Source organism: Roseovarius sp., from assembly GCF_965228755.1.
Lineage (GTDB): Bacteria > Pseudomonadota > Alphaproteobacteria > Rhodobacterales > Rhodobacteraceae > Roseovarius.
On record NZ_CBDDIG010000013.1, the window covers coordinates 774,881 to 796,101 of the forward strand.

The window sequence follows — 21,221 nt, forward strand, 5'->3', positions numbered from 1 at the left end:
CGCGTCAGTCTTCGTGGACGATGCGGATGTGTTTCTCGCCGCGGGCCTCGGCCAGGGCCATCTGTTTCTGGCGTTCGCGGAAGCGTTGCTTGTCGTCTTCCGTGGTTTCCGAGAAGCACTGGTGGCAGGAGACGCCGTGCTCGTATTCGGGTCGGTCCTTGTCGGAGGGCAGGATCGGGCGGCGGCAGGCGAAGCAGAGCTGGTGCGGGCCTTCCTTGAGCCCGTGGCCGACGGAGACGCGGTTGTCGAAGACGAAGCAGTCGCCGTTCCAGGTGGATTGATCCTCGGGCACTTCCTCAAGGTATTTCAGGATGCCGCCCTTGAGGTGGTAGACGTCTTCCACGCCCTGGCCGAGCAGGTAGTTGGTGGACTTCTCGCAGCGGATGCCGCCGGTGCAGAACATGGCGATGCGCTTGTTGTGGAAACGGTGCTTGTTGGCCTCCCACCAGGCGGGGAAGTCTCGGAAGCTGGCGGTTTTCGGGTCGATGGCGCCGTCGAACGTGCCGATGGCGACCTCGTAGTCGTTGCGCGTGTCGATCACGGCGACGTCGGGGGATTGGATCAGATCGTTCCAGTCCTGCGGGTCGACGTAATGGCCGACGCGGGCCTGCGGGTCGACATCCGGCTGGCCCATGGTGACGATCTCCTTCTTCAGCCGGACCTTGAGGCGGCGGAAGGGCTGGTGATCGCTGGTGCTTTCCTTCCATTCCAGATCGGCACAGCCGGGCAGGGCGCGGATATGGGCGAGCACCGCGTCAATGCCGGCGCGGGGGCCGGCGATGGTGCCGTTGATGCCTTCGTGGGCCAGCAGGAGGGAGCCGGAGATCTTTTCCCGCTCGCACAAGGCCAACAGCGGCGCCTGGATGGCGGCCGGGTCGGGGAAGTGGGTGAAGTGGTAGAGGGCGGCGATGGTGTACATGGGCCGATCCTCTAGCCCCTTGCCCGTGGTCGGGCAAGGGGCGCGCGGTCAGCCGCGGATGCGGTTGGCGAGGCGGGAGAGGTTGTCGGCGATGAATTCCCTGGTGTCGTCATGGGTGAGCTTGCCGTCCTCGATCTTGTCGTTCGACTTGCTGACCGCGATCTCGAAGCCCGGCACGATCTCGGCCTCGATGACCGAAAGGGCCTTGCGCAGGTCGTATTGCGCGACCAGCCCGCCGGTGGCGCTGGGCGACTGGGTGATGATCAGGACGGGTTTGCCGGCGAAGGGGGTGTTGGGCTCCTTCGACATCCAGTCGATCACGTTCTTCAGCACGCCCGAGGTGCCGCGGTTGTATTCGGGCGAGGAGATGACCACGGCGTCGGCGCCCTCGATGGCCTGGGCGAGGTCCTGCACCTGTGCGGGGGAGCTGCCATCGACCTTGAGGTCCTCGTTGTAGAGGGGGATGTCGTGGATGTCCTGGGGGACGAGGGTGACGTCGTCGGGCACCAGTTCGGGCAGGCTGTCGGCGATCTTGGTCGAGAAGCTTTCGGCGCGCAGCGAGCCGCTGATCACGGCGAAGGTGAGGGCGTTGGCCATGGGGGGCGTCCTTTGTCCTGTAGCGGGTTTGGTACGGTAACGCGCCGCGGCGCGGAAAGTTCACCGGGACGTGGCGGCGTTGACGGGGGACGCGGGCCCGCTTAGGTCTTTGGGAAACGGAGGATGGCCCGATGACCGAAGCGCTGATCGTGATCGACATGCAGTATGATTTCTGTCCCGGCGGTGCGCTGGCGGTGGAAGGGGGCGACGAGATCGTGCCGGGGATCAACGCGCTGATCGACGAGTTTCCGGCGGTGATCCTGACGCAGGACTGGCACCCGGCGGGGCATTCCTCCTTCGCGTCGAGCTACAAGGACAAGGCGCCGTTCGAGACGGTCGAGATGTCCTATGGCACGCAGGTCCTGTGGCCCGATCATTGCATCCAGGGCAGCGACGGGGCGGCGTTTCACGAGGATCTCGACACCGACAGTGCAGATATGATCGTGCGCAAGGGGTTCAACCCGTCGATCGACAGCTACTCGGCCTTCTTCGAGAACGATCACGAGACGCCCACGGGGCTGCATGGCTATCTGCAGACGCGGGGGATCGAGCAACTGACCATGGTGGGGCTGGCCACGGATTTCTGCGTGAACTTCTCGGCGGTGGATGCGGCGAAGCTGGGCTATGACGTGACGGTTCTGACGGAGCTGTGCCGGGGGATCGACCTTGACGGCTCGCTGTCTGCCGCGCTGGAGGGGATGAAGGGCGCGGGCGTCAAGGTGGTCTGAATGGCCGGGCTCGAGCGCGAGATCGCGGCCTGCCGGATCTGTGCCCAGCGGTTTGCCGAGACGGCCACGGGGCACGAACCGCGCCCGGTGGTGTGGTTCCGGCCCGGGGCGCGGATGCTGATCGCGGGGCAGGCGCCGGGGGCAAGGGTGCACCAGTCGGGCAAGCCGTTCGACGACCCGTCGGGCGACCGGCTGCGAGACTGGCTGGGGCTGTCAAGCCATGAATTCTACGATACCGCGCGGGTGGCGATGGTGCCGATGGCCTTCTGTTTCCCGGGATACGATGCGAAGGGCTCGGACCTGCCACCGCCGAAGGTGTGCGGGCAGACATGGCATGACCGGGTGATGCAGGAGCTGGCCACCGTGCGGCTGCGCGTGCTTGTGGGGGGGTATGCGCACAAGTATCACCTTGGCGTGAAGACCGGGGTGACGGAGACGGTGCGGGCGTGGCGTGACTGGGCGCCGGAGGTGTTCCCGCTGCCGCACCCGTCGTGGCGGAATACCGCGTGGCTGCGGAAGAACCCGTGGTTCGAGGCGGAGGTGTTGCCGGCGCTGCGGGCGAGGGTGAGAGAGGTGATGGATGGCTGAGGCGACACGGCTCGACGCGGCGCATGCGGCGATGGAAGCGGCGCCGGAGGATGAGGGTGCGCGGCTGGATTTCTACGGGCAGTTGGCGGCGTCGGAACTGTTTTTGCTGCTGGAGCGCGAGGCGGAGGGGGAGCGGGTGACGCCCCGGACCTTCGACGTGGAGGGGCAGGCTTTCGTGCTGGTCTTCGATGGCGAGGACCGGCTGGCGCAGTTCGCCGGGGGCGAGGCGCCCTATGCGGCATTGTCGGGCCGGGCCGTGGCGGAGATGCTGGCGCCGGCGGGGCTGGGGCTGGGGCTGAACCTCGACGTGGCGCCGTCGGCGATGCTGTTGCCGGCCGAGGCGGTGGCGTGGCTGGCCGGGACGCTGGGGCAGGGCCCGCGCGAGGTGGAGACGAAGGTGCGGGCGTTTACCGCGCCGGGTGGCTTGCCCGAGCGGTTGCTGACCGCGCTCGATGCGCGGCTGGCGAGCGCGGCGGGGCTGGCGGCGAGCGCCTATCTTGTCGGCGTGGAGTACGAGAGCGGGGCCGAGGGGCACATGCTGGGCGTGATCGACGCGGTGCCGGGGGCCGAGGGGGCGCTGGCGCGGGCGGTGTCGGACCTGTTGCAGTTCTCGGGGCTGGAGGCGGCGGCGCTGGACGTGGCGTTCTTCCGGGCCGAGGACGCGGCGGCGGCGCGGCTGGCGCGGGTCGGGCTGCGGTTCGACCTGCCGGAGGCGGAGGCAGCGGCAGTGCCGGGCGCGGCGCCGGGGATGGATCCGGCGAAGCCGCCCCGGCTGAAATAGGCGCGCGGCGCCACAGGGCGATTGACCGGCGCGGCGGGTGGGGCGATAAATCCCGCATGATACGGATTTTCTTCACTCTTCTGCTGCTGGCCCTGCCGGTATCCGTGGTGGCGCAGGCGCTGACCCTGCCGCCGGTGGACGAGGCGGACCAGGACGAAAGCTTCGCCGCCTATCGCGCGCGGCTGATCGAGGCGGTGGTCGCGCGGGATATCGACGCGATCGTGGCGATGGCGTCGGAGGATATCCGGCTGAGCTTCGGCGGCGCCTCGGGCCACGCGGCGCTGCGGGAGTTCCTGACGGTGGATCCGCAGACCTTTCCCGAGGGCCAGCGGCACGAGGCGCCGGCGCTGCGGCAGCGCAACTGGGCCGACCTGGAGACGGTGCTGCGGATGGGGGGCGTGTTCGACGGCGAGGGGCGGTTCGAGGCGCCCTATACCTGGGCGTTCCAGCCGCCCGACGGGATGGACCCGTTCGAGGTGATGTTCGTGACCGGCACCGGCGTGGCGATGCGCGACCGGCCGATCCGCTATGGCGAGGTGACGGCGTGGCTCGACCACGAGGTGGTGCGCCATCTCGACTGGGTCAGCGGTACGCCCTATGTCGAAGTCGCGCGCGGGGACGGGTCGACGGGGTTCGTGCACAGCGAGTATTTGCGGGCGCTGGTGGATTACCGGGCGTTTTTCGAGAAACGGGACGGTGAGTGGAAGATGGTGACCTTCATCGCGGGGGATTGAGCGGCCCCTGCTTCTTCTGGCCGAAAATATCCCGGGGAGGCCGGATTGTTGCGCCATTGGTCAAGTCCAATGGCGACGGGGCTGGCCCCTCAATCCCCACCTTTCTACCTAGTACCCCTGGTCGCGGTCGACGAGATACAGGAACGGCTCGCCCGCTTCCCCTCGCCGGATGTTCTCGGCCACCACGCGGGCTGCCGTGGCGGGGCGGGTATCGGCGGCGATGTGGGGGGTGACGGTGACCTTGGGGTGGTGCCAGTAGGGGTGATCCTCGGGCAGGGGTTCGGTGCGGAAGACGTCGAGCGTGGCGTGGGCGATATGGCCGAGGTCGAGCGCGGCGAGGAGGGCGTCGTCGTCGATCAGGGGACCGCGCCCGGGGTTGAGGATGACCGCGCCCTTGGGCAGGAGGGCCAGGGTTTCGGGGTTGATGATGTTCTCGGTGGCCGGCGTGTCGGGCAGCAGGAGAACGAGGATCTCGGCCGTTTTCAGCGCCCCGAGAAGCCCGTCATCGCCGGAGAGGCAGGTGATGCCGTCCACGTCCTTCTGCGTGCGGCTCCAGCCGGTGACGGGAAAGCCGATGCCGGCGAGCATCCGGCCCGCCGCCTGGCCCAACTGGCCGAGGCCGAGGACGGTGACGGGTCGTTCGTGGGCCAGCGGGGGTGTGTGCTGTGACCAGTCGCCCGGCTTGCGCGCGAGGTCGATATCCATTTCGAGATGGTGGCGCATGGTATGGCCGGTGACCCATTCGGCCATGCCGTTTGTGAGCCCTTCCTCGACCATGCGGGTGAGCGGCTGGGTCAGGGTGTCGTTGCCGACGATCTGTTCGACCCCGGCCCAGAGGTTCATCACCGCCTTGCAGCGGGTATAGGCGGTGAAATCCTGCACCGGGCCGTTGGGGGCGTAGATGATGTAGTCGACGGTTTCAGGCGCGTGATCGGTGGACAGCGCCACGTCGAGGCCCTGCCGGGCGAATTCGGACTTGAGGATGGGTTCGTAGGTTTCCCACCGCTCGGGGCGGGCCGCGAAGAGGACGTTGAGGGTCATGGATTACCTTGGTCTGTGGATATGGGCGCTTTGCACGAGGCCGAAGCCCAGCATCAGGATCAGCATGGCCGAGCCGCCGTAGCTGACCAGCGGGAGGGGCACGCCGACGACGGGGGCGAGGCCCATCACCATCGACATGTTGACCGCGAAGAACAGGAAGAAGGTGATCGCGATGCCGTAGGTCAGCAGCGCGGCGAAGCGGTCGCGGTTGGTCATGGCCGAGGAGATGCAGAACACGATGATCAGCGCGTAGAGCACCAGCAGCGAGACCGCGCCGACGAAGCCGAATTCCTCGGCGAGCGTGGTGAAGATGAAGTCGGTGTGTTTCTCGGGCAGGAAGTTCAGCCGCGACTGGGTGCCCTGCATGAAGCCGCGGCCCGTCCAGCCGCCGGAGCCCAGGGCGATCTTCGACTGGGTGATGTGGTAGCCCGCGCCGAGCGGGTCGGAGGCCGGGTCGAGGAAGGTGTCGATGCGGCGGTACTGGTAGTCGGCCAGCATCTGCCAGTCGGTGCCGCGGCTGCGGAAGACGGCCGTGATCAGCCCGCCGATGGCGGCGATCACCACGGCGAAATAGGCCCAGTGGACGCCGGCGAGGAACATCAGCGCGCCGCCGCCCATGATCAGCAGGATCGAGGTGCCGAGGTCGGGCTGGCGCAGCACCAGCGCCACCGGCACGATGATCAGGATAACCGGGAAGATCACCCAGAGCGGGCGCGACAGGCGCGACAGGGGCAGCCAGTCGTAATAGGCCGCGAGCACCATGATCAGCGTGACCTTCATCAGCTCGGAGGGTTGCAGGCGCATGACGCCGAGGTCGATCCAGCGCTGGGCGCCCTTGCCCTCGGTGCCCACCAGTTCCACCGCCACCAGCAGGATGACCGAGCCGAGATAGGCCAGTACCGACATGTTGCGCCAGAACCAGACCGGCACCATGCCGATGAAGAACATCGCCACGAAGCCGAGCGCGTAGCGTTTCATCTGCGGTTCGGCCCAGGGATTGAACGAGCCGCCGGCGACCGAGTAGAGCATCAGGAAGCCGATGCCCGCCACCGCCGTCAGCAGGATGGCGAGGCCCCAGTTGAAGTAGAGCACCTTGCGGATGCCCGCCGGCGTGGTCTTGACCGTGTACTCGAGATAGCTCATGCGCGGTCGCTCTCGTCCACTGTCGGGCCGGGGCGGTACTGGCGCAGTTCCTCCTGCTGGGTCTGGATGCGGCCGCGGTCCTTCGAGGGGTAGGCCGAGAGCGGCGGGTCGCCGCCGTAGAGTGCCTGCAGGGTGATGTCGCGGGCGATGGGGGCCGCCACCGCCGAGCCGCCGCCGCCATGTTCGACCACCACCGCGACCGCGACCCTGGGGTTGTCGAAAGGCGCGTAGTCGACGAAGAGCGCGTGGTCGCGCTGGCGCCAGGGCAGGTCCTCGTTGCGGCGCACGCCGGAGGCGCGCTCGCCCGAGGAGATGTTGCGCACCTGGCTGGTGCCGGTCTTGCCGGCCATGCGGAAGGCATCCTCGATGATGCGGCTGGAATAGGCCGTGCCGCGCCGGTCGTTGGAGACGGCGAACATCGCCTTGCGCACCTCGCGCAGGCTGTTCTCGTTGATGCCGAGCGAGGGGCCGACGCCCGAGGGCTGTTCGATGCCGTCGATCGACTTGATGATGCGCGGTTTCACCTCGCGCCCGGTGGCGATGCGGGCCGACATCAGCGCCAGCTGCAGCGGCGAGGCCAGCACGAAGCCCTGCCCGATGGAGGCGTTGACGCTGTCGCCGATCACCCATTCGGCATCGCGGTTGATCAGCTTCCATTCCTTGGTGGGAGCGAGGCCAGCGGCGACCGAGGTGAGCGGCAGGTCGTGTTCGATGCCGATGCCCAGCTTGCGGGCCATCTCGGAGATCTTCTCGATGCCGACGCGCAGGGCCATGTCGTAATAGAACACGTCGCAGCTTTCCCGCAGCGAGCGGTGCAGGTCGACATTGCCGTGGCCGGCGCGCTTCCAGCAGTGGAAGCGGCGGTTGCTGACCTCGAGATGGCCGGGGCAGTAGACGGTTTCGGTGAGGTCCAGCTCTCCGGCCTCGAGCGCGGCCAGCGCCACCACCATCTTGAAGGTCGAGCCGGGCGGGTAGATGCCCTGTACCGCCTTGTTGGGCAGGGGCCGGTACTCGTTTTCCAGCAGGGCCTGGTAATTGGCGACCGAGATGCCGCGCACGAAGAGGTTGGGGTCGTAACTGGGGGTCGAGGCGCAGGCCAGCAGGTCGCCCGTTGCGCAGTCGATCACCACCGCCGCCGCGCTTTCCTTGGACAGCCGGGCGTGGGCGTAGGTCTGCAGCGCGTTGTCGATGGTGATCTGGATATCGGTGCCGGAGGTGCCTTCCTGCCGTTCGAGTTCGCGCATTACGCGGCCGGCGGCGTTGACCTCGACCCGCTTGGTGCCGGCCTCGCCGCGGAGCAGTTCCTCGCGCTTGGCCTCGAGCCCGATCTTGCCGATCTGGAAGCGGGGGATCAGCAGCAGCGCGTCGGGGGCGTCCATCCGTTCGAGATCGCGGTCGCTGACCGGGCCGACATAGCCCACCACGTGGGCATAGGCCTCGCCATGGGGGTAGCGGCGCGAGAGGCCGACGTCGGGGGTGATGCCGGGCAGGGCCGGGGTGTTGACGGCGACGCGGCTGATGTCTTCCCAGCTGACGCGGTCGGCGATGGTGACGGGCGTGTCGCCGCGCAGGCGTTCGAGGTCGCGGCGGGCGCGTTCGAGCTCCTCGGGGTCGAGCTCGACGAGCTTGGCGAGCCGGGCGATCACGTCTTCGACGTCGCCCGCCTCCTCGCGCACCATGGTGATGCGGTAGCTGGGCACGTTTTCCGCCACGGTGTTGCCGTTGCGGTCGAAGATGCGGCCGCGGGTGGGCGGGATCAGCCGGATGTTGATGCGGTTCTCGTCGGCGAGCAGGCGGAACTGGTCGGCCTGCTCGACCTGGAGGTAGCGCATCCGGAGCGCCAGGGCGCCGACGAGGCCGGTCATGCCGCCGCCGAGGATCAGGCCGCGGCGGGTGATCCTGCGGAAGCTTTCGGCGGTGTCGCGGGTCGGGCGCCTCATGAGCCGGGCCTCATCGCGTCGAGCTCGCCCGGGGCGACCTTGCGCACGCCGAGCAGGGATTGCGAGACCAGCACCACGATCGGATAGGCGATCAGGGTGGTGACCATCTGCATCAGGCTGAGGCCGAGGGGGGCCTGGTCGACCATCATCACGCCGAGGATCAGGCGGTAGCCGAGCGTCATCGCCACCAGCGTGGTGGCGACGCTGACCCATTCGACCGGGAAGGTCAGGTCGCGCAGGTCGGGGGCGCGAGAGCGCAGCGTCTGGCTGCCGATCAGCACCAGCGCCGCCCAGAGGCCGGGCGGGCGGTGGAACAGCAGGTCGCAGAGCAGGAAGACCGCCGCCACCAGCAGGGGCGGGACGAATTCCGGCCGGCGCAGGCCCCAGGCCAGGGTGAAGGCGAGGATGAAGTCGGGCCCCGCCCAGCCGCGCGGCAGGGTGTCGAGCGGCAGCAGGCGCAGGAAGACGAAGAGCGTGCAGATGCCGACGAAGAGGGCGCGCATGGCCCAGAGATATGTCTGGCTGCGCTCAGCCATCGGCGGGCTCGGACGCGATGCCGCCGGTGGCGGCGGCCTCGGGCGTGACGGGGTTGGGGATCGGGCCGAAGGGGGTGACGAGGCCGCCCGGGTCGGCGATCCGATCGTCACGCCAGTTGCGCAGGACGCGGAGGAACTCGAGCCGCTCGTAATCGGCCGATAGGCGCACGCGGAGGCGGCCGCCGGGATCCTTGGCGAGCTGGCCCACGTGCAGACCGGCAGGGAACACCCCGCCATCGCCCGAGGTGATCAGCCGGTCGCCGGGGCGGACACGGTCGGGCGCCTCGATGAAGCTGACGGTGGGGGAGGGGGTGTTGTCGCCCGACACGAGCGCCTGTTGGCCGGAGGGTTCGATGGTCACGGGGATGTGGCTGGAGGTGTCGGTGAGCAGGATCACCCGCGCGGTGTTGTCGCCCACGCCCGAGATGCGCCCGACGAGGCCCAGCCCGTCCATCGCCGCCCAGCCGTCGACGATGCCGTCGCGGGCGCCCACGTTGATCAGCACCGATTGCCGGAAGGGCGAGCCGCTGTCCGCCAGCACCACGCCGGTGACGAAGGTGAGGCGCGGGTCGAGCTGGACGTTGTTGAGGTCGAGCAGGCGGGCGTTTTCCTGTTCGAGCTGGAGCGCGGCCTCTTTCCAGGCCTTCATCTGCTGGAGCTCGCGGCGGAGTTCCTGGTTCTGCTGGTAGATGCGCTGGTAGCTCTGGAAATCGTGGATGATGTTGACCGCGCCGGTAACGGGCGCCATCGCCCAGTCGAAGCTGGGCACGACCCGGTCGATCACCTGGGCACGGAAGCGTTCGATGCGGGGGCTGTCGATGCGCCAGATCAGGAACAGGCCGAGCAGGCACAGCAGAAGGACGCCCACCAGAAGGCGCCTGAGCTGGCCGGAATAATCCCCGTCCTGGTTTCTGTCCTTTGCCAACGGCTGCCCCTTCGTCAGACAGGTGGATGGCGTGGAGAGGCCGGAACGTCAGCCGGGCTGCGGCATGGGCTCCGGTCCGCCTTCAACATCAATGGGTTCGCGGCGGTCCGCGCCGGTCGTTCCGGGCGAGGATAGCGCAGATCGCCTTAGCTGTCGTAGTCTATCGCGTGTCGGAGCTGTTTTTCAAACTCCAACGCCTTGCCGGTGCCGAGGGCCACGCAATTGAGGCTGTCATCGGCGATGGAAACGGCAAGGCCGGTCTGTTCGCGCAGGGCGAGGTCGAGGTCGCCCAGCAGCGCGCCGCCGCCGGTGAGCATGACGCCGCGGTCGACAATGTCGGCGGCGAGGTCGGGCGGGGTGGTTTCGAGCGCGGTCATCACCGCCTCGCAGATCGCCTGGACGGGTTCGGCCAGCGCCTCGGCCACCTGGGCCTGTGTGATCTCGGTTTCCTTGGGTACGCCGTTCAGCAGGTCGCGGCCGCGGATCTGCATCGAGGTGCCGCGCCCGTCATCGGGCATCCGGGCGGTGCCGATCGAGGTCTTGATGCGCTCGGCCGTCGACTCGCCCACCAGCAGGTTCAGCTGGCGGCGCAGGTAGTTGATGATCGCCTCGTCCATCCGGTCGCCGCCGACGCGGATCGAGCGGGCATAGACGATGTCGCCCAGCGAGAGAACGGCCACCTCGGTGGTGCCGCCGCCGATATCGACGACCATGTTGCCGGTCGGGTCGGTGATGGGCATGCCCGCGCCGATGGCCGCGGCGATGGGTTCGGCCACGAGCCCGGCGCGGCGGGCGCCTGCGGACAGCACCGACTGGCGAATCGCGCGTTTTTCCACCGGGGTGGCGCCGTGCGGGACGCAGACGATGATCTTGGGTTTCGAGAAGGTCGAGCGCTTGTGCACCTTGCGGATGAAGTGCTTGATCATCGCCTCGGCGGTGTCGAAATCGGCGATCACGCCTTCGCGCATCGGGCGGATCGCCTCGATGCTGCCGGGGGTGCGGCCCAGCATGAGCTTGGCGTCTTCACCGACGGCGAGCACTTTCTTGACCCCGTCCTTGACGTGGTAGGCCACCACCGAGGGTTCGGACAGGATGACGCCGCGACCCTTGACGTAGACCAGCGTGTTCGCAGTCCCGAGGTCGATCGCCATGTCCGACGAGAAAAGCCCGGGGATATTACTGAAGATTGACATCTGCGCCTGCTGATCCATCGCCCAATTTATACACAGGCCACCGAGTCGCGAGCCCGGAAGCCGAGTGAGTTATAGAGTGCGTGTGGCACGGGTGAAAGGGGCAGTTTTCAAAGGGGTGAGCGTTATTATGCCGGATCGCGGGCCGTGGCGCGGCCCATGGCGGAGATCATGCCGTTTTCGAGCCAGCCGCGAAGATGGGCCGCCATGCGCGCGGCGGTGGTGTCGGGCGCGCCCAGCATGGCGGCGGCCTCGCACAGGTGGGCGAAGCTGTGGCCCTGTCGGGCGAGGTCGAGCAGGGGGCCTTCGCCGTCGGTCAATTCCGCGTGATGGCTGTTCAGGTCGCGGCGCCACGCGACGATCCACCGCAGGTCCTGGCCGCTGGCCGGGGGCGGCGGGGTGGTTCCGGCGCGGAGCGCGCGGAAGATGTCGTAGGCGTTGGTACGCATCGGCAGGAGGGTGAGCGAGGGGTGGAGGGTGAAGACTGTCTGTTCCGGGTGGTCGGCGATGGTGGCGAGGTCTTCGGGGGTGGCAACGGGCGCGTCGGGCGCGTCGAAGGCATCGCGGATGGCGCGTTCGAGGCGGGCGATCTCGGGCAGGGCGGGGATCTGGGCGGCGATGGGCTGTGCGGCGAGATAATCGGGCAGGGCGTGGCCGACCCAGCGGGCGTTGCGCGAGGTCGAGGGGTGGGCGCGGAGGTAGGATTGCGCGAGGTCGCGGAAGGCCGTGTCGCCCATGAAGCTCCAGAGCGTGTCGTAATCCTCGGAGAGGATGTTCAGGAGGCGGGTCTCGTAGGCGTTCTGATAGACGGCGAGGCGGCTTTCGGCGGTGGTGCCTTCGGGTACGGAGAGGCTGTCGAGGGAGGTCGACTGGCGGTTGAGCACGTCGTTCTGCAGCGCGTCCTGCAATTCCGCGAGGGTGCGGGCCATGGTTCAGGCGACTTTCAACTGATCGGGGGCGAGGGTTTCGCAGGCGATCTGCCGGGCGTGGGCGAGTTCGGCCAGAAGCTCGGACAGGGGCGGGATGTTGTCGTCGCGCTCGATCATGGTGGAGACGGGGCCGAAATGGCCGATGGCGCGGCGGTAGAGCTCGAACACCTCGTCGCAGACCGGCTGGTCATGAGTGTCGATCAGGCAGTCGTTGCCCTCGCTGTGGCCGGCGAGGTGGAATTGCACGACGCGGTCCGTCGGGATCGCCTCGATGAACTCGGCGCCGTCGAAGCGGTGGTTCTGCCCCGAGACGAAGACGTTGTTCACGTCGAGCAGCAGCCAGCAATCGGCGCGGCGGGCGAGCTCGCCGACGAATTCCCACTCGGTCATCTCGGATTCGGCGAACTCGATGTAGGAGGAGACGTTCTCGATGGCGATGCGGCGGCCGAGATGGTCCTGCACGCGGGCGATGCGGGCGGCGATGTGGTTCAGCGCCTCCTCGGTGTAGGCGACGGGCATCAGGTCATGCAGGTTGATGCCGTGCACGCCTGTCCAGCAGAGGTGGTCGGAGATCCATTTCGGCTGGACGTGATCGGCGAGCGCCTTGAGGCGGTCCAGGTAGGCCCGGTCGAGCGGAGAGGTCGAGGCGATGGACATCGACACGCCGTGCATCACCAGCGGGTAGCGTTCCCTGACGCGGTCGAGCATGTGGCGGGGGCGGCCGCCGGCCTCCATGTAATTTTCCGAGATGATCTCGAACCAGTCGACGGGCGGGGGCGTGTCGGCGTCGAGGATCTCGGCGTAATGCTGGGGCCTGAGGCCGAGGCCGAAGCCAAGGAACGGGGGGCGGTCGACCATCATGCTCCTCCTGTCGTGGTGCGGGCAGTGTAACGGCAAACCGGGCCCCTGTCCGCAGTGGAAGAGGCCCGGTGGAAATGCCCTGTGACGGATCAGCTTTCGACGGTGCCGCCGGCCTCGTCGCACTCGGCCTTGGTCATCGACAGGAAGCCCTCGCCCTTGCAGCTGTTCTGGCCGGCGCAGGAATTGCTGGCGGTGGCGCAGTCGCTGGTGCCCTTGCAGCTGTTGACGCCCATGCAGTGGATCTTGGCCTCGTCGGCGGCGGCGGCCGTGGGGGCAAGCGCGGCGGGGCCGGACAGGGCAAGCGCGAAGGCGGCGGATGCGATGGCGGCGCCGGATTTGCTGGTGTGTTTCATCGTTTAGCTCCTCTTCTTTGTACGATGGATCGCAAACCGACCATCGGGCGGAAGGTTTGTAACGGGCAACTAAACTTATCGTTACGTGGCGTAAGGTGGTGAGGTTGCGGACGTATCCGGCTGTAACTGCGCGGAATAAAGGGCTTTAGTCCGCCGCGCATCGACGGGCCGCCCCGACGGCACGGCGATTTGGCAGTTGGAGTGGCACGCTCGAATGATGGAAGTGCTTGGCGGGCATAAACTGCCCATCGCGAGTGTCGGTTCGCCGCGCCACGGCCCGTCAATGCGCGGCTTCGAAACCGGGGAGAGCGGTGATTGCCATCTCCGCACCGAGGTCATTTCGGCACAGGGTGCCCCTGTCGGACGCATCTCGTCGGATGAAGGCTGCGGGGCAGTCCGGCGCTGTTCGGGAGGGGCTGGTGCTGCTGGGGAGGATTGAACTCCCGACCTCACCCTTACCAAGGGTGCGCTCTACCACTGAGCTACAGCAGCCTCGTCGATGGCGGGCCTCTTAGACCGTTCCGCGGCCCCGCGCAAGGGCTATCTGGCCGGGTTTTCGTACCGGTTTGCCGCAATGCCGGGAAAAACCGCCGGGGCGGGATTTCACGGGGCGCCGGACCGCATTATATGGCTGGCTTCCGGTTTCGCCGGCTTGATTTCTCGGGTACAAAGCGGAACAGACTAGGACGGCACGATGACGAAAAAGACCCCCGACAAGGCACGCCCCGCCGGAAAGGACAGCCGGGAAGACCGGCTGAAGGCCGCGCTGAAGGCCAACATGGCGCGGCGCAAGGCGCAGATGCGGGGCCGGAAAGATGCCGCAGGGGCGGACGAGGCAGACAAGGACGAGGGATAGGAACCGATGGATTCGATACTGGTAAGGGGCAATGGCCAGCTGAACGGGGATATCCCGATCGCCGGGGCCAAGAATGCCTGTCTGACGCTGATGCCGGCGACGCTTTTGAGCGAGGAGCCGTTGACGCTGACCAATGCGCCGCGGCTGTCGGATATCCGCACGATGAGCCTGTTGCTGCAGAGCCTCGGCGCCGAGGTGATGAGCATGCAGGAGGGCAAGGTTCTGACCATGTCGAGCCATGCCCTGAAAAGCCACGTGGCCGATTACGACATCGTGCGGAAGATGCGCGCCTCGATCCTGGTGCTCGGGCCCCTGCTGGCGCGGGACGGGCATGCGGTGGTGTCGCTGCCGGGCGGTTGCGCCATCGGGGCGCGGCCGGTCGACCTGCATCTCAAGGCGCTGGAGGCGATGGGCGCGGAGCTGGAGCTGAAGGACGGCTATGTTCACGCCAGCGCCAAGGGCGGGCTGAAAGGCGGCGTGGTGGAGTTTCCGATGGTGTCGGTGGGGGCCACGGAGAACGCGCTGCTGGCCGCGACGCTGGCCAAGGGCACGACGGTTCTGAAGAACGCCGCGCGGGAGCCGGAGATTGCCGACCTGGCCCGCTGCCTGCGCAAGATGGGCGCGCAGATCGAGGGCGAGGGCACGCGGGAGATCACCATCGAGGGGGTCGACCGGCTGAACGGGGCGACGCACCCGGTGGTGCCCGACCGGATCGAGCTGGGCACCTACATGCTGGCGCCGGCCATGTGCGGCGGCGCGGTGGAGTGTCTTGGCGGCCGGCTGGAGCTGGTCGCGGCGTTCAGCGAGAAGCTGGACGAGGCCGGCATCTCCGTCGAGGAGACCGAGCGCGGCATCAAGGTGTCGCGCGGCAACGGGCGGGTGAAGGCGGTGGATGTCACGACCGAGCCGTTCCCCGGTTTCCCGACCGATTTGCAGGCGCAGATGATGGCGCTGATGTGCATTGCCGAGGGGACGAGTGTGCTGGAGGAGAAGATCTTCGAGAACCGTTTCATGCACGCGCCCGAGCTGATGCGGATGGGCGCGAGGATCGACGTGCAGGGCGGCACCGCCACGGTGACCGGGGTCGAGCGGATGAAGGGCGCGCCGGTGATGGCGACCGATCTGCGGGCGTCGGTTTCGCTGATCCTTGCCGGGCTGGCGGCCGAGGGCGAGACGCTGGTCAACCGGGTCTATCACCTGGATCGCGGCTACGAGAGTGTCGAGCAGAAGCTGGGCAACGTGGGCGCGCATATCGAGAGGGTGAAGGGCTCGTGAGCGATGACGCGAGATTCGAGGACGGGCGCGAGGCGCCGCTGAACCTCGGGGCCTTCGATCTCGAGGATTTGCAGGTTCTGTCGTCGCTGGTGCAGGATGCCGTGTTCCCGGTGACCGAGATGGCCTGGCGTCCGCGCGAGCGGCGGTTTGCCCTTCTGCTGAACCGGTTCCGGTGGGAAGATGCCGGCCGCGAGCGGCACGGGGCCGAGCGGGTGCGGTCGGTTCTGGCGGTGGATCATGTTCTGAAGGTTTCGAGCCAGGGGATCGACCGGGGCGACAAGGACACGATCCTGTCGGTGCTGACGGTCGAGTTCGAGCCGGGCGAGGACGGCACCGGCCACGTGCTGCTGACGCTGGCGGGCGACGGGGCGATCCGGCTGGCGGTGGAGGCGCTGGAGGTGACGCTGAAGGACGTGACGCGGCCCTACAAGGCGCCTTCGGGCCGGGCGCCGGATCACGGGGACTGACATGGCACGCGTGCGGGCCGCACGGCCCGAGGACGCGGCGGAGATCAGCGCCGTGCTGATCGCCTCGATCCGGGAGCTGTGTGCGCCCGATCACGAGGGTGACGCCGCCGCCATCGAGGCCTGGACCGCCAACAAGACTCCCGAACAGGTGGCCGTCTGGCTTGAGGGCGCGCACGGGGTGCGGGTGGCTGTGGAAGGTGGCGAGATCGCCGCCGTGGGCGCGATTTCGGGGACGGTGTCGGGCGGGGGCGAGGTGCTGCTGCTCTACGTGGCGCCTGGGCATCGCGGAAAGGGCCACAGCGCCGCGCTCCTGGAGGTTCTGGAGGCCGAATTGGCCGAGGCGGGCCATGCCGAGGCGACGCTTGTCAGCACCAAGACGGCGCATGGGTTCTACCTGCGCCATGGCTGGCGCAATGACGGGCCGGAGGTGGACTGTTTCCGCACCCGCGGCCAGCCGATGCGGAAGGTACTGGGCGGCGGCCCTTGAGCCCCCGGCGGGGGCCGTTTAAGGGTTCCGCGAAAGGATCTGCCATGCCCCATTTTCTGAACGCCAACGATGCCGGTTTCGAGGAGGCTTTCGCCGCCCTGCTGGGCGCCAAGCGCGAAGAGGCGCAGGATGTGGACGATGCCGTGGCCGCGATCATCGCCGATGTGCGGGACCGGGGCGATCAGGCGCTGATCGATCTGACGGCGAAGTTCGACCGGATGGAGCTGTCGCCCGACCGGCTGCGGTTCACCACCGCCGAGGTCGACGCGCTGGTGGCGCAGGTGTCGGCCGAGGACCGCGCGGCGCTGGAGCATGCGGCGGGCCGTATTCGCGGTTACCATGCGCGGCAGATGCCCAAGGACGAAAGCTGGACCGACCCGGAGGGCGCGACGCTGGGCTGGCGCTGGACGCCGGTATCGGCGGCGGGGCTGTATGTGCCCGGGGGGCTGGCGTCGTACCCGTCTTCCGTCTTGATGAACGCCATTCCCGCCAAGGTGGCCGGGGTGGAGCGGCTGGCGATCACCGTGCCGACGCCCGATGGGGTGGCCAATCCGCTGGTGCTGCTGGCGGCGCGGATCGCCGGGGTGGACGAGATCTATCGCGTGGGTGGGGCGCAGGCGATTGCCGCGCTGGCCTATGGCACCGAGAGCATCGCGCCGGTGGACAAGATCACCGGGCCGGGCAATGCCTATGTGGCGGCGGCCAAGCGGCGGGTTTTCGGGCGGGTCGGGATCGACATGATCGCGGGGCCGTCTGAGATTTTGGTCATTGCCGATGCGGATAATGATCCGGACTGGATCGCCGTGGACATGCTGAGCCAGGCCGAGCATGACGAGAGCGCGCAGGCGATATTGATCACCGACGATGCGGGGTTTGGCGAGAAGGTGAAGGCCGCGGTCGAAAAGTGGCTGGAGACGCTGGAGCGGCGCGAGATTGCAGGGGCGAGCTGGCGCGATTTCGGCGCGGTGATCGTGGTGCCGGACATGGAGATGGCCGCGACGCTGGCGGACCGGATCGCGCCCGAGCACCTGGAGCTGTGCGTGGCCGACCCGGAGGGGCTGTCGGGCAGGATCCGCCATGCCGGGGCGATTTTCCTCGGCGCCTGGACGCCCGAGGCGATCGGCGATTACGTGGGCGGGCCGAACCACGTGCTGCCGACGGCGCGGTCGGCACGGTTTTCGTCCGGGCTGTCGGTGATGGATTTCCTCAAGCGGACGACGCTGGCGAAGATGACGCCCGAGGCGCTGAAGGCCATCGGGCCGGCGGCGGAGCGGCTGGCGATTGCCGAGAGCCTGGAAGCGCACGGATTGAGCGTTCGGGCGCGGCTGGACAGGTTGAACGAGGGGTAGAAATTCCCTTTCGCGGAGGATTATCCGCCGGGCGAGCGCCGGCCCGTGGGGAGGCGCTGCAACGATCCTGGCTGCCGCTTTATGGTTCCGAATACATCCTTGACCGATACGTCGCGCGACCTCTCAGAAGCGCCTGCCCGTGTGGACGGGCCGGCGCTTGCCCGGCGCCGCGCCAAGGCGCGGCTTGATTCCGGGCGGGTGGCAAGCCGCTTCTCCACGTCGTCGGCCTCGATTCCGCCACAGCGCCGCAAAAACGCTGCGTCCGGTCGCTTGGCCGCATTGCCCGTCCCGGCGCGCTGGGCTAGGCAAGGCCACGCGAACAGACGGAAAGACAGTCATGATGAGCCGCATCTGCCACATCGAGCTGGACGACGCGAACCTGCCGCCGCCCACGCCGGAGATCGAACAGGAGCGCAAGGTCGCCATGTTCGACCTGATCGAGGAGAACTCGTTCACCCTGCCCAAGAGGGATGACCGGGTCGTGCCCGAGGGGCCGTATCGGGTGGGGCTGTCGATCCGCGAGAAACGGCTGGTCTTCGACATCCGCACCGAGGAGAACGAGCCGGCGGCGGAGTTCCACCTGTCGCTCAGCCCTTTCCGGCAGGTGGTCAAGGATTACTGGTCGATCTGCGAGAGCTATTTCGACGCGGTCAAGAACCTGCCGCCCGGCCAGATCGAGACCATCGACATGGCCCGCCGCGGCATCCACAACGAGGGCGCCCGGGTGCTCGAGGAACGTCTGGAGGGCAAGGCCGATGTCGACAGCGACACCGCGCGACGCCTCTTCACGCTGATCTGCGTATTGCATTTCGGGGGCTGACGCCGTGGCGCAGGAGCTTCCCCAGTCGGTGCTCTTCTGCTGCGACCACAATGCCGTGCGCTCGCCGATGGCCGAGGGCGTGATGAAGAAGCTCTACGGCACCGACACCTACGTGCAGTCGGCGGGCGTCAAGGGCGACATGGATATCGACGGCTTCGCCATCGCCGTCTGCCGCGAGCTGGGAGTCGAGCTTGACCGCCACCGCACCAGAAGTTTCGACGAGATGGAGCAATGGGGCGACGACCTGTCGTCGTTCGACCTGATCGTCGCGCTCAGCCCCGCCAGCCAGCGCAAGGCGCTGGACCTGACGCGGCTGTTTCACCTCGACGTGGTCTACTGGCCGATCATGGACCCGACCGGCCTTGGCGAAACGCGGGAGGCCAAGCTGAACGCCTATCGCCAGACACGCGACCAGATCATCAAGCACCTCAAGGACAGATGGGGCGACCCGGGGATTGGATTATGAACGAGACCGTCAAAGCCTATTTCGATGCGTTCAACAACGGCGACACCGCCGCGATGCTGGCTTGTTTGAGTGATGACGTGGCGCATCACGTCAACGAGGGGCAGGTGCGCGTGGGCAAGGACAAGTTCCGTGCCTTCTGCGACCACATGAGCCGGTGTTACCGCGAGGAACTGACCGACATGGTGATCTTCGAGGCCGAGAAGGGCACGCGGGCCGCGGCCGAGTACGTGGTGAACGGCACCTACCTGCAGACCGACGAGGGGCTGCCGGAGGCCGAGGGGCAGAGCTATCGCCTGCCCGCCGGGTCGTTCTTTTCGTTGCAGGACGGGCTGATCACCCGGGTCGTGACCTATTACAACCTCGCCGACTGGACGCGCCAGGTGACACGGTGATCCGTGTCGAGCGGCTGACGGGTCTGGCGCTGGCCGAGGCGCTGGAGGATGTCGCGCGCCTGCGGATCGAGGTGTTCCGGGCGTGGCCGTATCTTTATGACGGCGATGCAAAATACGAGGCGGAGTATCTTCAGACCTATCGCGAGAGCGCGGATGCGATCCTTGTGGGGGCGTTCGATGGCGAGCGGCTGGTCGGCGCCTCGACCGGCACGCCGATGGAGGATCACGCCGAGGATTTCGGGGCGGCCTTTGCTGGGCAGGGCATTCCGCTTACGGATATCTTCTACTGCGCCGAAAGCCTGCTGTTGCCCGAGTATCGCGGGCACGGGCTGGGGCACCGGTTCTTCGACGCGCGCGAGGCGCATGCGCGGGCGCTGGGGCGGACATATTGCGCGTTCTGCGGGGTGGTGCGGCCGGAGGATCATCCGCTGAGGCCTGCCGGGTATCGCCCGCTCGACGGGTTCTGGCGCAAGCGCGGCTACGAGAAGGTCGAGGGCGCCGTGGCCGAGTTCCGCTGGAAGGATCTGGATGGGGAGGAGGAGACGGCCCATCCCCTGCAGTTCTGGATGCGCCGGCTTTGAGAGGCGCCCTCCGACATGCAGAAAGGCCCGCCGTGATGGCGGGCCTTTTTGGTTCGGGGTGGGGTTTGGCTCAGTAGCACTGCCAGACGGTGACCCAGTTGCCGTAGTAGTCGTAGACCGTGATCCACTCGCAGTAATAGGCGGTGTCGAAGGCGGCGTCCTCGGTGACCGACTGGCCGGCGGCGGGGGCGGCGAGGGAGGAGGTGTCGATGTCGAAGCTGTCGGAGATCGAGGCCTGGGCGTTTGCGGCGAGGAGGGTGAAGGCGGCGGCGGTGATGAGTTTCTTGAACATTGTGTTGGTCCTTTTGGTGTGGTGTTGTGTGTTTGGCGTGATTGCCGTGTTTCGATGGTGTAGTTATGACACCAACAATAAGTGTTGTAAAGACACTTAATGGGCTGTGCGCTTGATTTTCGCGCAAGTCATTGAAAATGAACGATTCAAAGTTTGAATTTATTTGCCGTGGTATCGCGAGGCTGGGCTTTCCGGGGAATCATCGCCCCTGTGGGCCGCCGGGTCGTCGGGGGATGTCGTGCGTTGCGGTGCCTGGGCTGGGCAATCCTTCGGAGTGCGCCACGTGACCGATCCGCGACGGGCGGTCGGAGCAGGCGGCGTGATCGGAAACCTTGTCCTGGCGATCGAGGCGCCAGGTGCAGCCGGGGCGGCTTGCAGATCCGGGCTGCAGCCGCCGCGCCCCCCCTGAACGAAAAAAGGCCCGCCGTTTGGCGGGCCAGTTGCTCAGGGAGGGGAGGGAGGTTCAGGGGCGTGGGATCAGTAGCACTGCCACAGGGTGACCCAGTTGCCGTAGTAGTCGTAGACGGTGACCCATTCGCAGTAATAGGCGGTGTCGAAGCTTTCGGTTTCGGCGACGGTTTGCGAGGCGGCCGGGGCGGCGAGGGATGAGGTGTCGATGTCGAAGCTGTCGGAGATGGAGGCGTTTGCGGTGGCTGCGACGGTGGCGAAGAGGGCGGCGGTGATGAGTTTCTTGAACATTGTGTTGGTCCTTTCGGTGTGGTGTTTTGTGTGTGGCGTGATCGCCGTGTTTCGATGGTGTAGTTATGACACTAACAATAAGTGTTGTAAAGACACTTAATGGGCTTCCAAGATGGGATTCGCGTAAGCCATTGAAATTCAAAGAATCAATTTATCAGATTTGACCCCCGAACCCCGATGCAAGCCCGGTCCGGGCGTTTCGATGCCTGCCAATTTCGGAGCGAGTCGCGGTCGCCCGGGCCACAAACGCAAGCTGGCGCAGCATTGCCTGT

At 67.2% G+C, this 21,221-nt stretch carries 26 protein-coding genes and 1 tRNA gene; 13 read left to right on the top strand and 14 right to left on the bottom strand.

Annotated elements, in window-relative coordinates; all coding sequences use genetic code 11:
* Positions 1–4: 4 nt before the first annotated feature.
* Positions 5–919, bottom strand: a complete 915-nt coding sequence (locus tag ACO07J_RS22065) for a rhodanese-related sulfurtransferase (RefSeq protein WP_422033005.1) — start codon at positions 917–919, stop codon at positions 5–7.
* 48 nt (positions 920–967) lie between these two features.
* Complete coding sequence (locus tag ACO07J_RS22070; protein WP_422033007.1) at positions 968–1,516, bottom strand: NADPH-dependent FMN reductase; 549 nt, start codon at positions 1,514–1,516, stop codon at positions 968–970.
* 131 nt (positions 1,517–1,647) lie between these two features.
* Between ACO07J_RS22070 and pncA the strand changes: the two genes are divergently transcribed.
* Genes pncA through ACO07J_RS22090 form a run of 4 tightly spaced genes read left to right on the top strand, consistent with a single transcriptional unit; the run spans position 1,648 to position 4,347 of the window.
* Complete coding sequence (gene pncA, locus ACO07J_RS22075; RefSeq protein ID WP_422033009.1) at positions 1,648–2,244, top strand: bifunctional nicotinamidase/pyrazinamidase; 597 nt, start codon at positions 1,648–1,650, stop codon at positions 2,242–2,244.
* Positions 2,245–2,832 carry a uracil-DNA glycosylase family protein gene (locus ACO07J_RS22080; protein WP_422033011.1) on the top strand — a complete coding sequence of 196 codons (588 nt, stop codon included), beginning with the start codon at positions 2,245–2,247 and terminating at the stop codon, positions 2,830–2,832. It begins immediately after the preceding gene.
* A complete protein-coding gene (locus ACO07J_RS22085) occupies positions 2,825–3,613 on the top strand; it encodes an SseB family protein (protein ID WP_422033013.1) in 789 nt (262 codons plus the stop codon). Before ACO07J_RS22080 ends, ACO07J_RS22085 begins: the two co-directional genes overlap by 8 nt.
* A gap of 56 nt (positions 3,614–3,669) precedes the next feature.
* Entirely contained in the window at positions 3,670–4,347 is a 678-nt protein-coding gene (locus ACO07J_RS22090; RefSeq protein WP_422033015.1) for an SH3 domain-containing protein, read from the top strand.
* A 108-nt stretch (positions 4,348–4,455) separates the two neighbouring features.
* On the opposite strand, the gene ACO07J_RS22095 is transcribed toward ACO07J_RS22090, so the two are convergent.
* The 10 genes from ACO07J_RS22095 to ACO07J_RS22140 form a co-directional block, all read right to left on the bottom strand.
* Positions 4,456–5,388: a 2-hydroxyacid dehydrogenase gene (locus ACO07J_RS22095; protein WP_422033017.1), complete on the bottom strand. Its 933-nt coding sequence runs from the start codon at positions 5,386–5,388 to the stop codon at positions 4,456–4,458.
* Between the two features lie 3 nt (positions 5,389–5,391).
* Positions 5,392–6,531: a rod shape-determining protein RodA gene (gene rodA / locus ACO07J_RS22100; protein ID WP_422033019.1), complete on the bottom strand. Its 1,140-nt coding sequence runs from the start codon at positions 6,529–6,531 to the stop codon at positions 5,392–5,394.
* A complete protein-coding gene (mrdA, locus tag ACO07J_RS22105) occupies positions 6,528–8,471 on the bottom strand; it encodes a penicillin-binding protein 2 (RefSeq protein WP_422033021.1) in 1,944 nt (647 codons plus the stop codon). The genes rodA and mrdA overlap by 4 nt, the downstream gene beginning before the upstream one ends.
* Positions 8,468–9,007, bottom strand: coding sequence for a rod shape-determining protein MreD (locus ACO07J_RS22110; RefSeq protein ID WP_422033023.1), 540 nt, complete (start codon positions 9,005–9,007; stop codon positions 8,468–8,470). Before ACO07J_RS22110 ends, mrdA begins: the two co-directional genes overlap by 4 nt.
* Positions 9,000–9,932 carry a rod shape-determining protein MreC gene (gene mreC, locus ACO07J_RS22115; protein WP_422033025.1) on the bottom strand — a complete coding sequence of 311 codons (933 nt, stop codon included), beginning with the start codon at positions 9,930–9,932 and terminating at the stop codon, positions 9,000–9,002. Before mreC ends, ACO07J_RS22110 begins: the two co-directional genes overlap by 8 nt.
* Positions 9,933–10,078: 146 nt before the next feature.
* A complete protein-coding gene (locus ACO07J_RS22120; protein WP_057820969.1) occupies positions 10,079–11,125 on the bottom strand; it encodes a rod shape-determining protein in 1,047 nt (348 codons plus the stop codon).
* A gap of 125 nt (positions 11,126–11,250) precedes the next feature.
* Complete coding sequence (locus ACO07J_RS22125; protein WP_422033027.1) at positions 11,251–12,051, bottom strand: putative DNA-binding domain-containing protein; 801 nt, start codon at positions 12,049–12,051, stop codon at positions 11,251–11,253.
* Positions 12,052–12,054: 3 nt separating this feature from the next.
* Positions 12,055–12,909 (bottom strand): DUF692 domain-containing protein, encoded by an 855-nt coding sequence (locus ACO07J_RS22130; protein ID WP_422033028.1) that lies wholly within the window; start codon positions 12,907–12,909, stop codon positions 12,055–12,057.
* Between the two features lie 92 nt (positions 12,910–13,001).
* On the bottom strand, positions 13,002–13,265 hold the full coding sequence (locus ACO07J_RS22135; protein ID WP_422033030.1) for a hypothetical protein: 264 nt from the start codon (positions 13,263–13,265) through the stop codon (positions 13,002–13,004).
* Between the two features lie 417 nt (positions 13,266–13,682).
* Positions 13,683–13,757 (bottom strand) — tRNA-Thr (locus ACO07J_RS22140).
* A gap of 202 nt (positions 13,758–13,959) precedes the next feature.
* Here ACO07J_RS22140 and ACO07J_RS22145 point away from each other — a divergent pair.
* The 9 genes from ACO07J_RS22145 (at position 13,960) to ACO07J_RS22185 (ending at position 19,958) form a co-directional block, all read left to right on the top strand.
* Positions 13,960–14,121, top strand: coding sequence for a hypothetical protein (locus tag ACO07J_RS22145; RefSeq protein ID WP_422033031.1), 162 nt, complete (start codon positions 13,960–13,962; stop codon positions 14,119–14,121).
* Positions 14,122–14,127: 6 nt separating this feature from the next.
* Positions 14,128–15,396: a UDP-N-acetylglucosamine 1-carboxyvinyltransferase gene (murA, locus tag ACO07J_RS22150; protein ID WP_422033033.1), complete on the top strand. Its 1,269-nt coding sequence runs from the start codon at positions 14,128–14,130 to the stop codon at positions 15,394–15,396.
* A complete protein-coding gene (locus tag ACO07J_RS22155) occupies positions 15,393–15,863 on the top strand; it encodes a DUF2948 family protein (protein ID WP_422033035.1) in 471 nt (156 codons plus the stop codon). Before murA ends, ACO07J_RS22155 begins: the two co-directional genes overlap by 4 nt.
* Position 15,864: 1 nt before the next feature.
* Positions 15,865–16,350, top strand: coding sequence for a GNAT family N-acetyltransferase (locus ACO07J_RS22160; RefSeq protein WP_422033037.1), 486 nt, complete (start codon positions 15,865–15,867; stop codon positions 16,348–16,350).
* 44 nt (positions 16,351–16,394) lie between these two features.
* Positions 16,395–17,699 (top strand): histidinol dehydrogenase, encoded by a 1,305-nt coding sequence (gene hisD / locus ACO07J_RS22165; RefSeq protein WP_422033039.1) that lies wholly within the window; start codon positions 16,395–16,397, stop codon positions 17,697–17,699.
* 340 nt (positions 17,700–18,039) lie between these two features.
* Positions 18,040–18,519, top strand: coding sequence for a UPF0262 family protein (locus tag ACO07J_RS22170; RefSeq protein WP_300896219.1), 480 nt, complete (start codon positions 18,040–18,042; stop codon positions 18,517–18,519).
* A 4-nt stretch (positions 18,520–18,523) separates the two neighbouring features.
* Positions 18,524–18,985, top strand: a complete 462-nt coding sequence (locus ACO07J_RS22175; protein WP_300896220.1) for a low molecular weight phosphatase family protein — start codon at positions 18,524–18,526, stop codon at positions 18,983–18,985.
* A complete protein-coding gene (locus ACO07J_RS22180; protein WP_422033041.1) occupies positions 18,982–19,377 on the top strand; it encodes a ketosteroid isomerase-related protein in 396 nt (131 codons plus the stop codon). The genes ACO07J_RS22175 and ACO07J_RS22180 overlap by 4 nt, the downstream gene beginning before the upstream one ends.
* Positions 19,374–19,958, top strand: a complete 585-nt coding sequence (locus tag ACO07J_RS22185) for a GNAT family N-acetyltransferase (protein WP_422033043.1) — start codon at positions 19,374–19,376, stop codon at positions 19,956–19,958. Before ACO07J_RS22180 ends, ACO07J_RS22185 begins: the two co-directional genes overlap by 4 nt.
* A 70-nt stretch (positions 19,959–20,028) precedes the next feature.
* Here ACO07J_RS22185 and ACO07J_RS22190 read toward each other — a convergent pair whose 3' ends face one another.
* Positions 20,029–20,250: a hypothetical protein gene (locus tag ACO07J_RS22190; protein WP_422033045.1), complete on the bottom strand. Its 222-nt coding sequence runs from the start codon at positions 20,248–20,250 to the stop codon at positions 20,029–20,031.
* A gap of 477 nt (positions 20,251–20,727) precedes the next feature.
* Positions 20,728–20,949, bottom strand: a complete 222-nt coding sequence (locus tag ACO07J_RS22195; protein ID WP_422033047.1) for a hypothetical protein — start codon at positions 20,947–20,949, stop codon at positions 20,728–20,730.
* Positions 20,950–21,221: the final 272 nt, after the last annotated feature.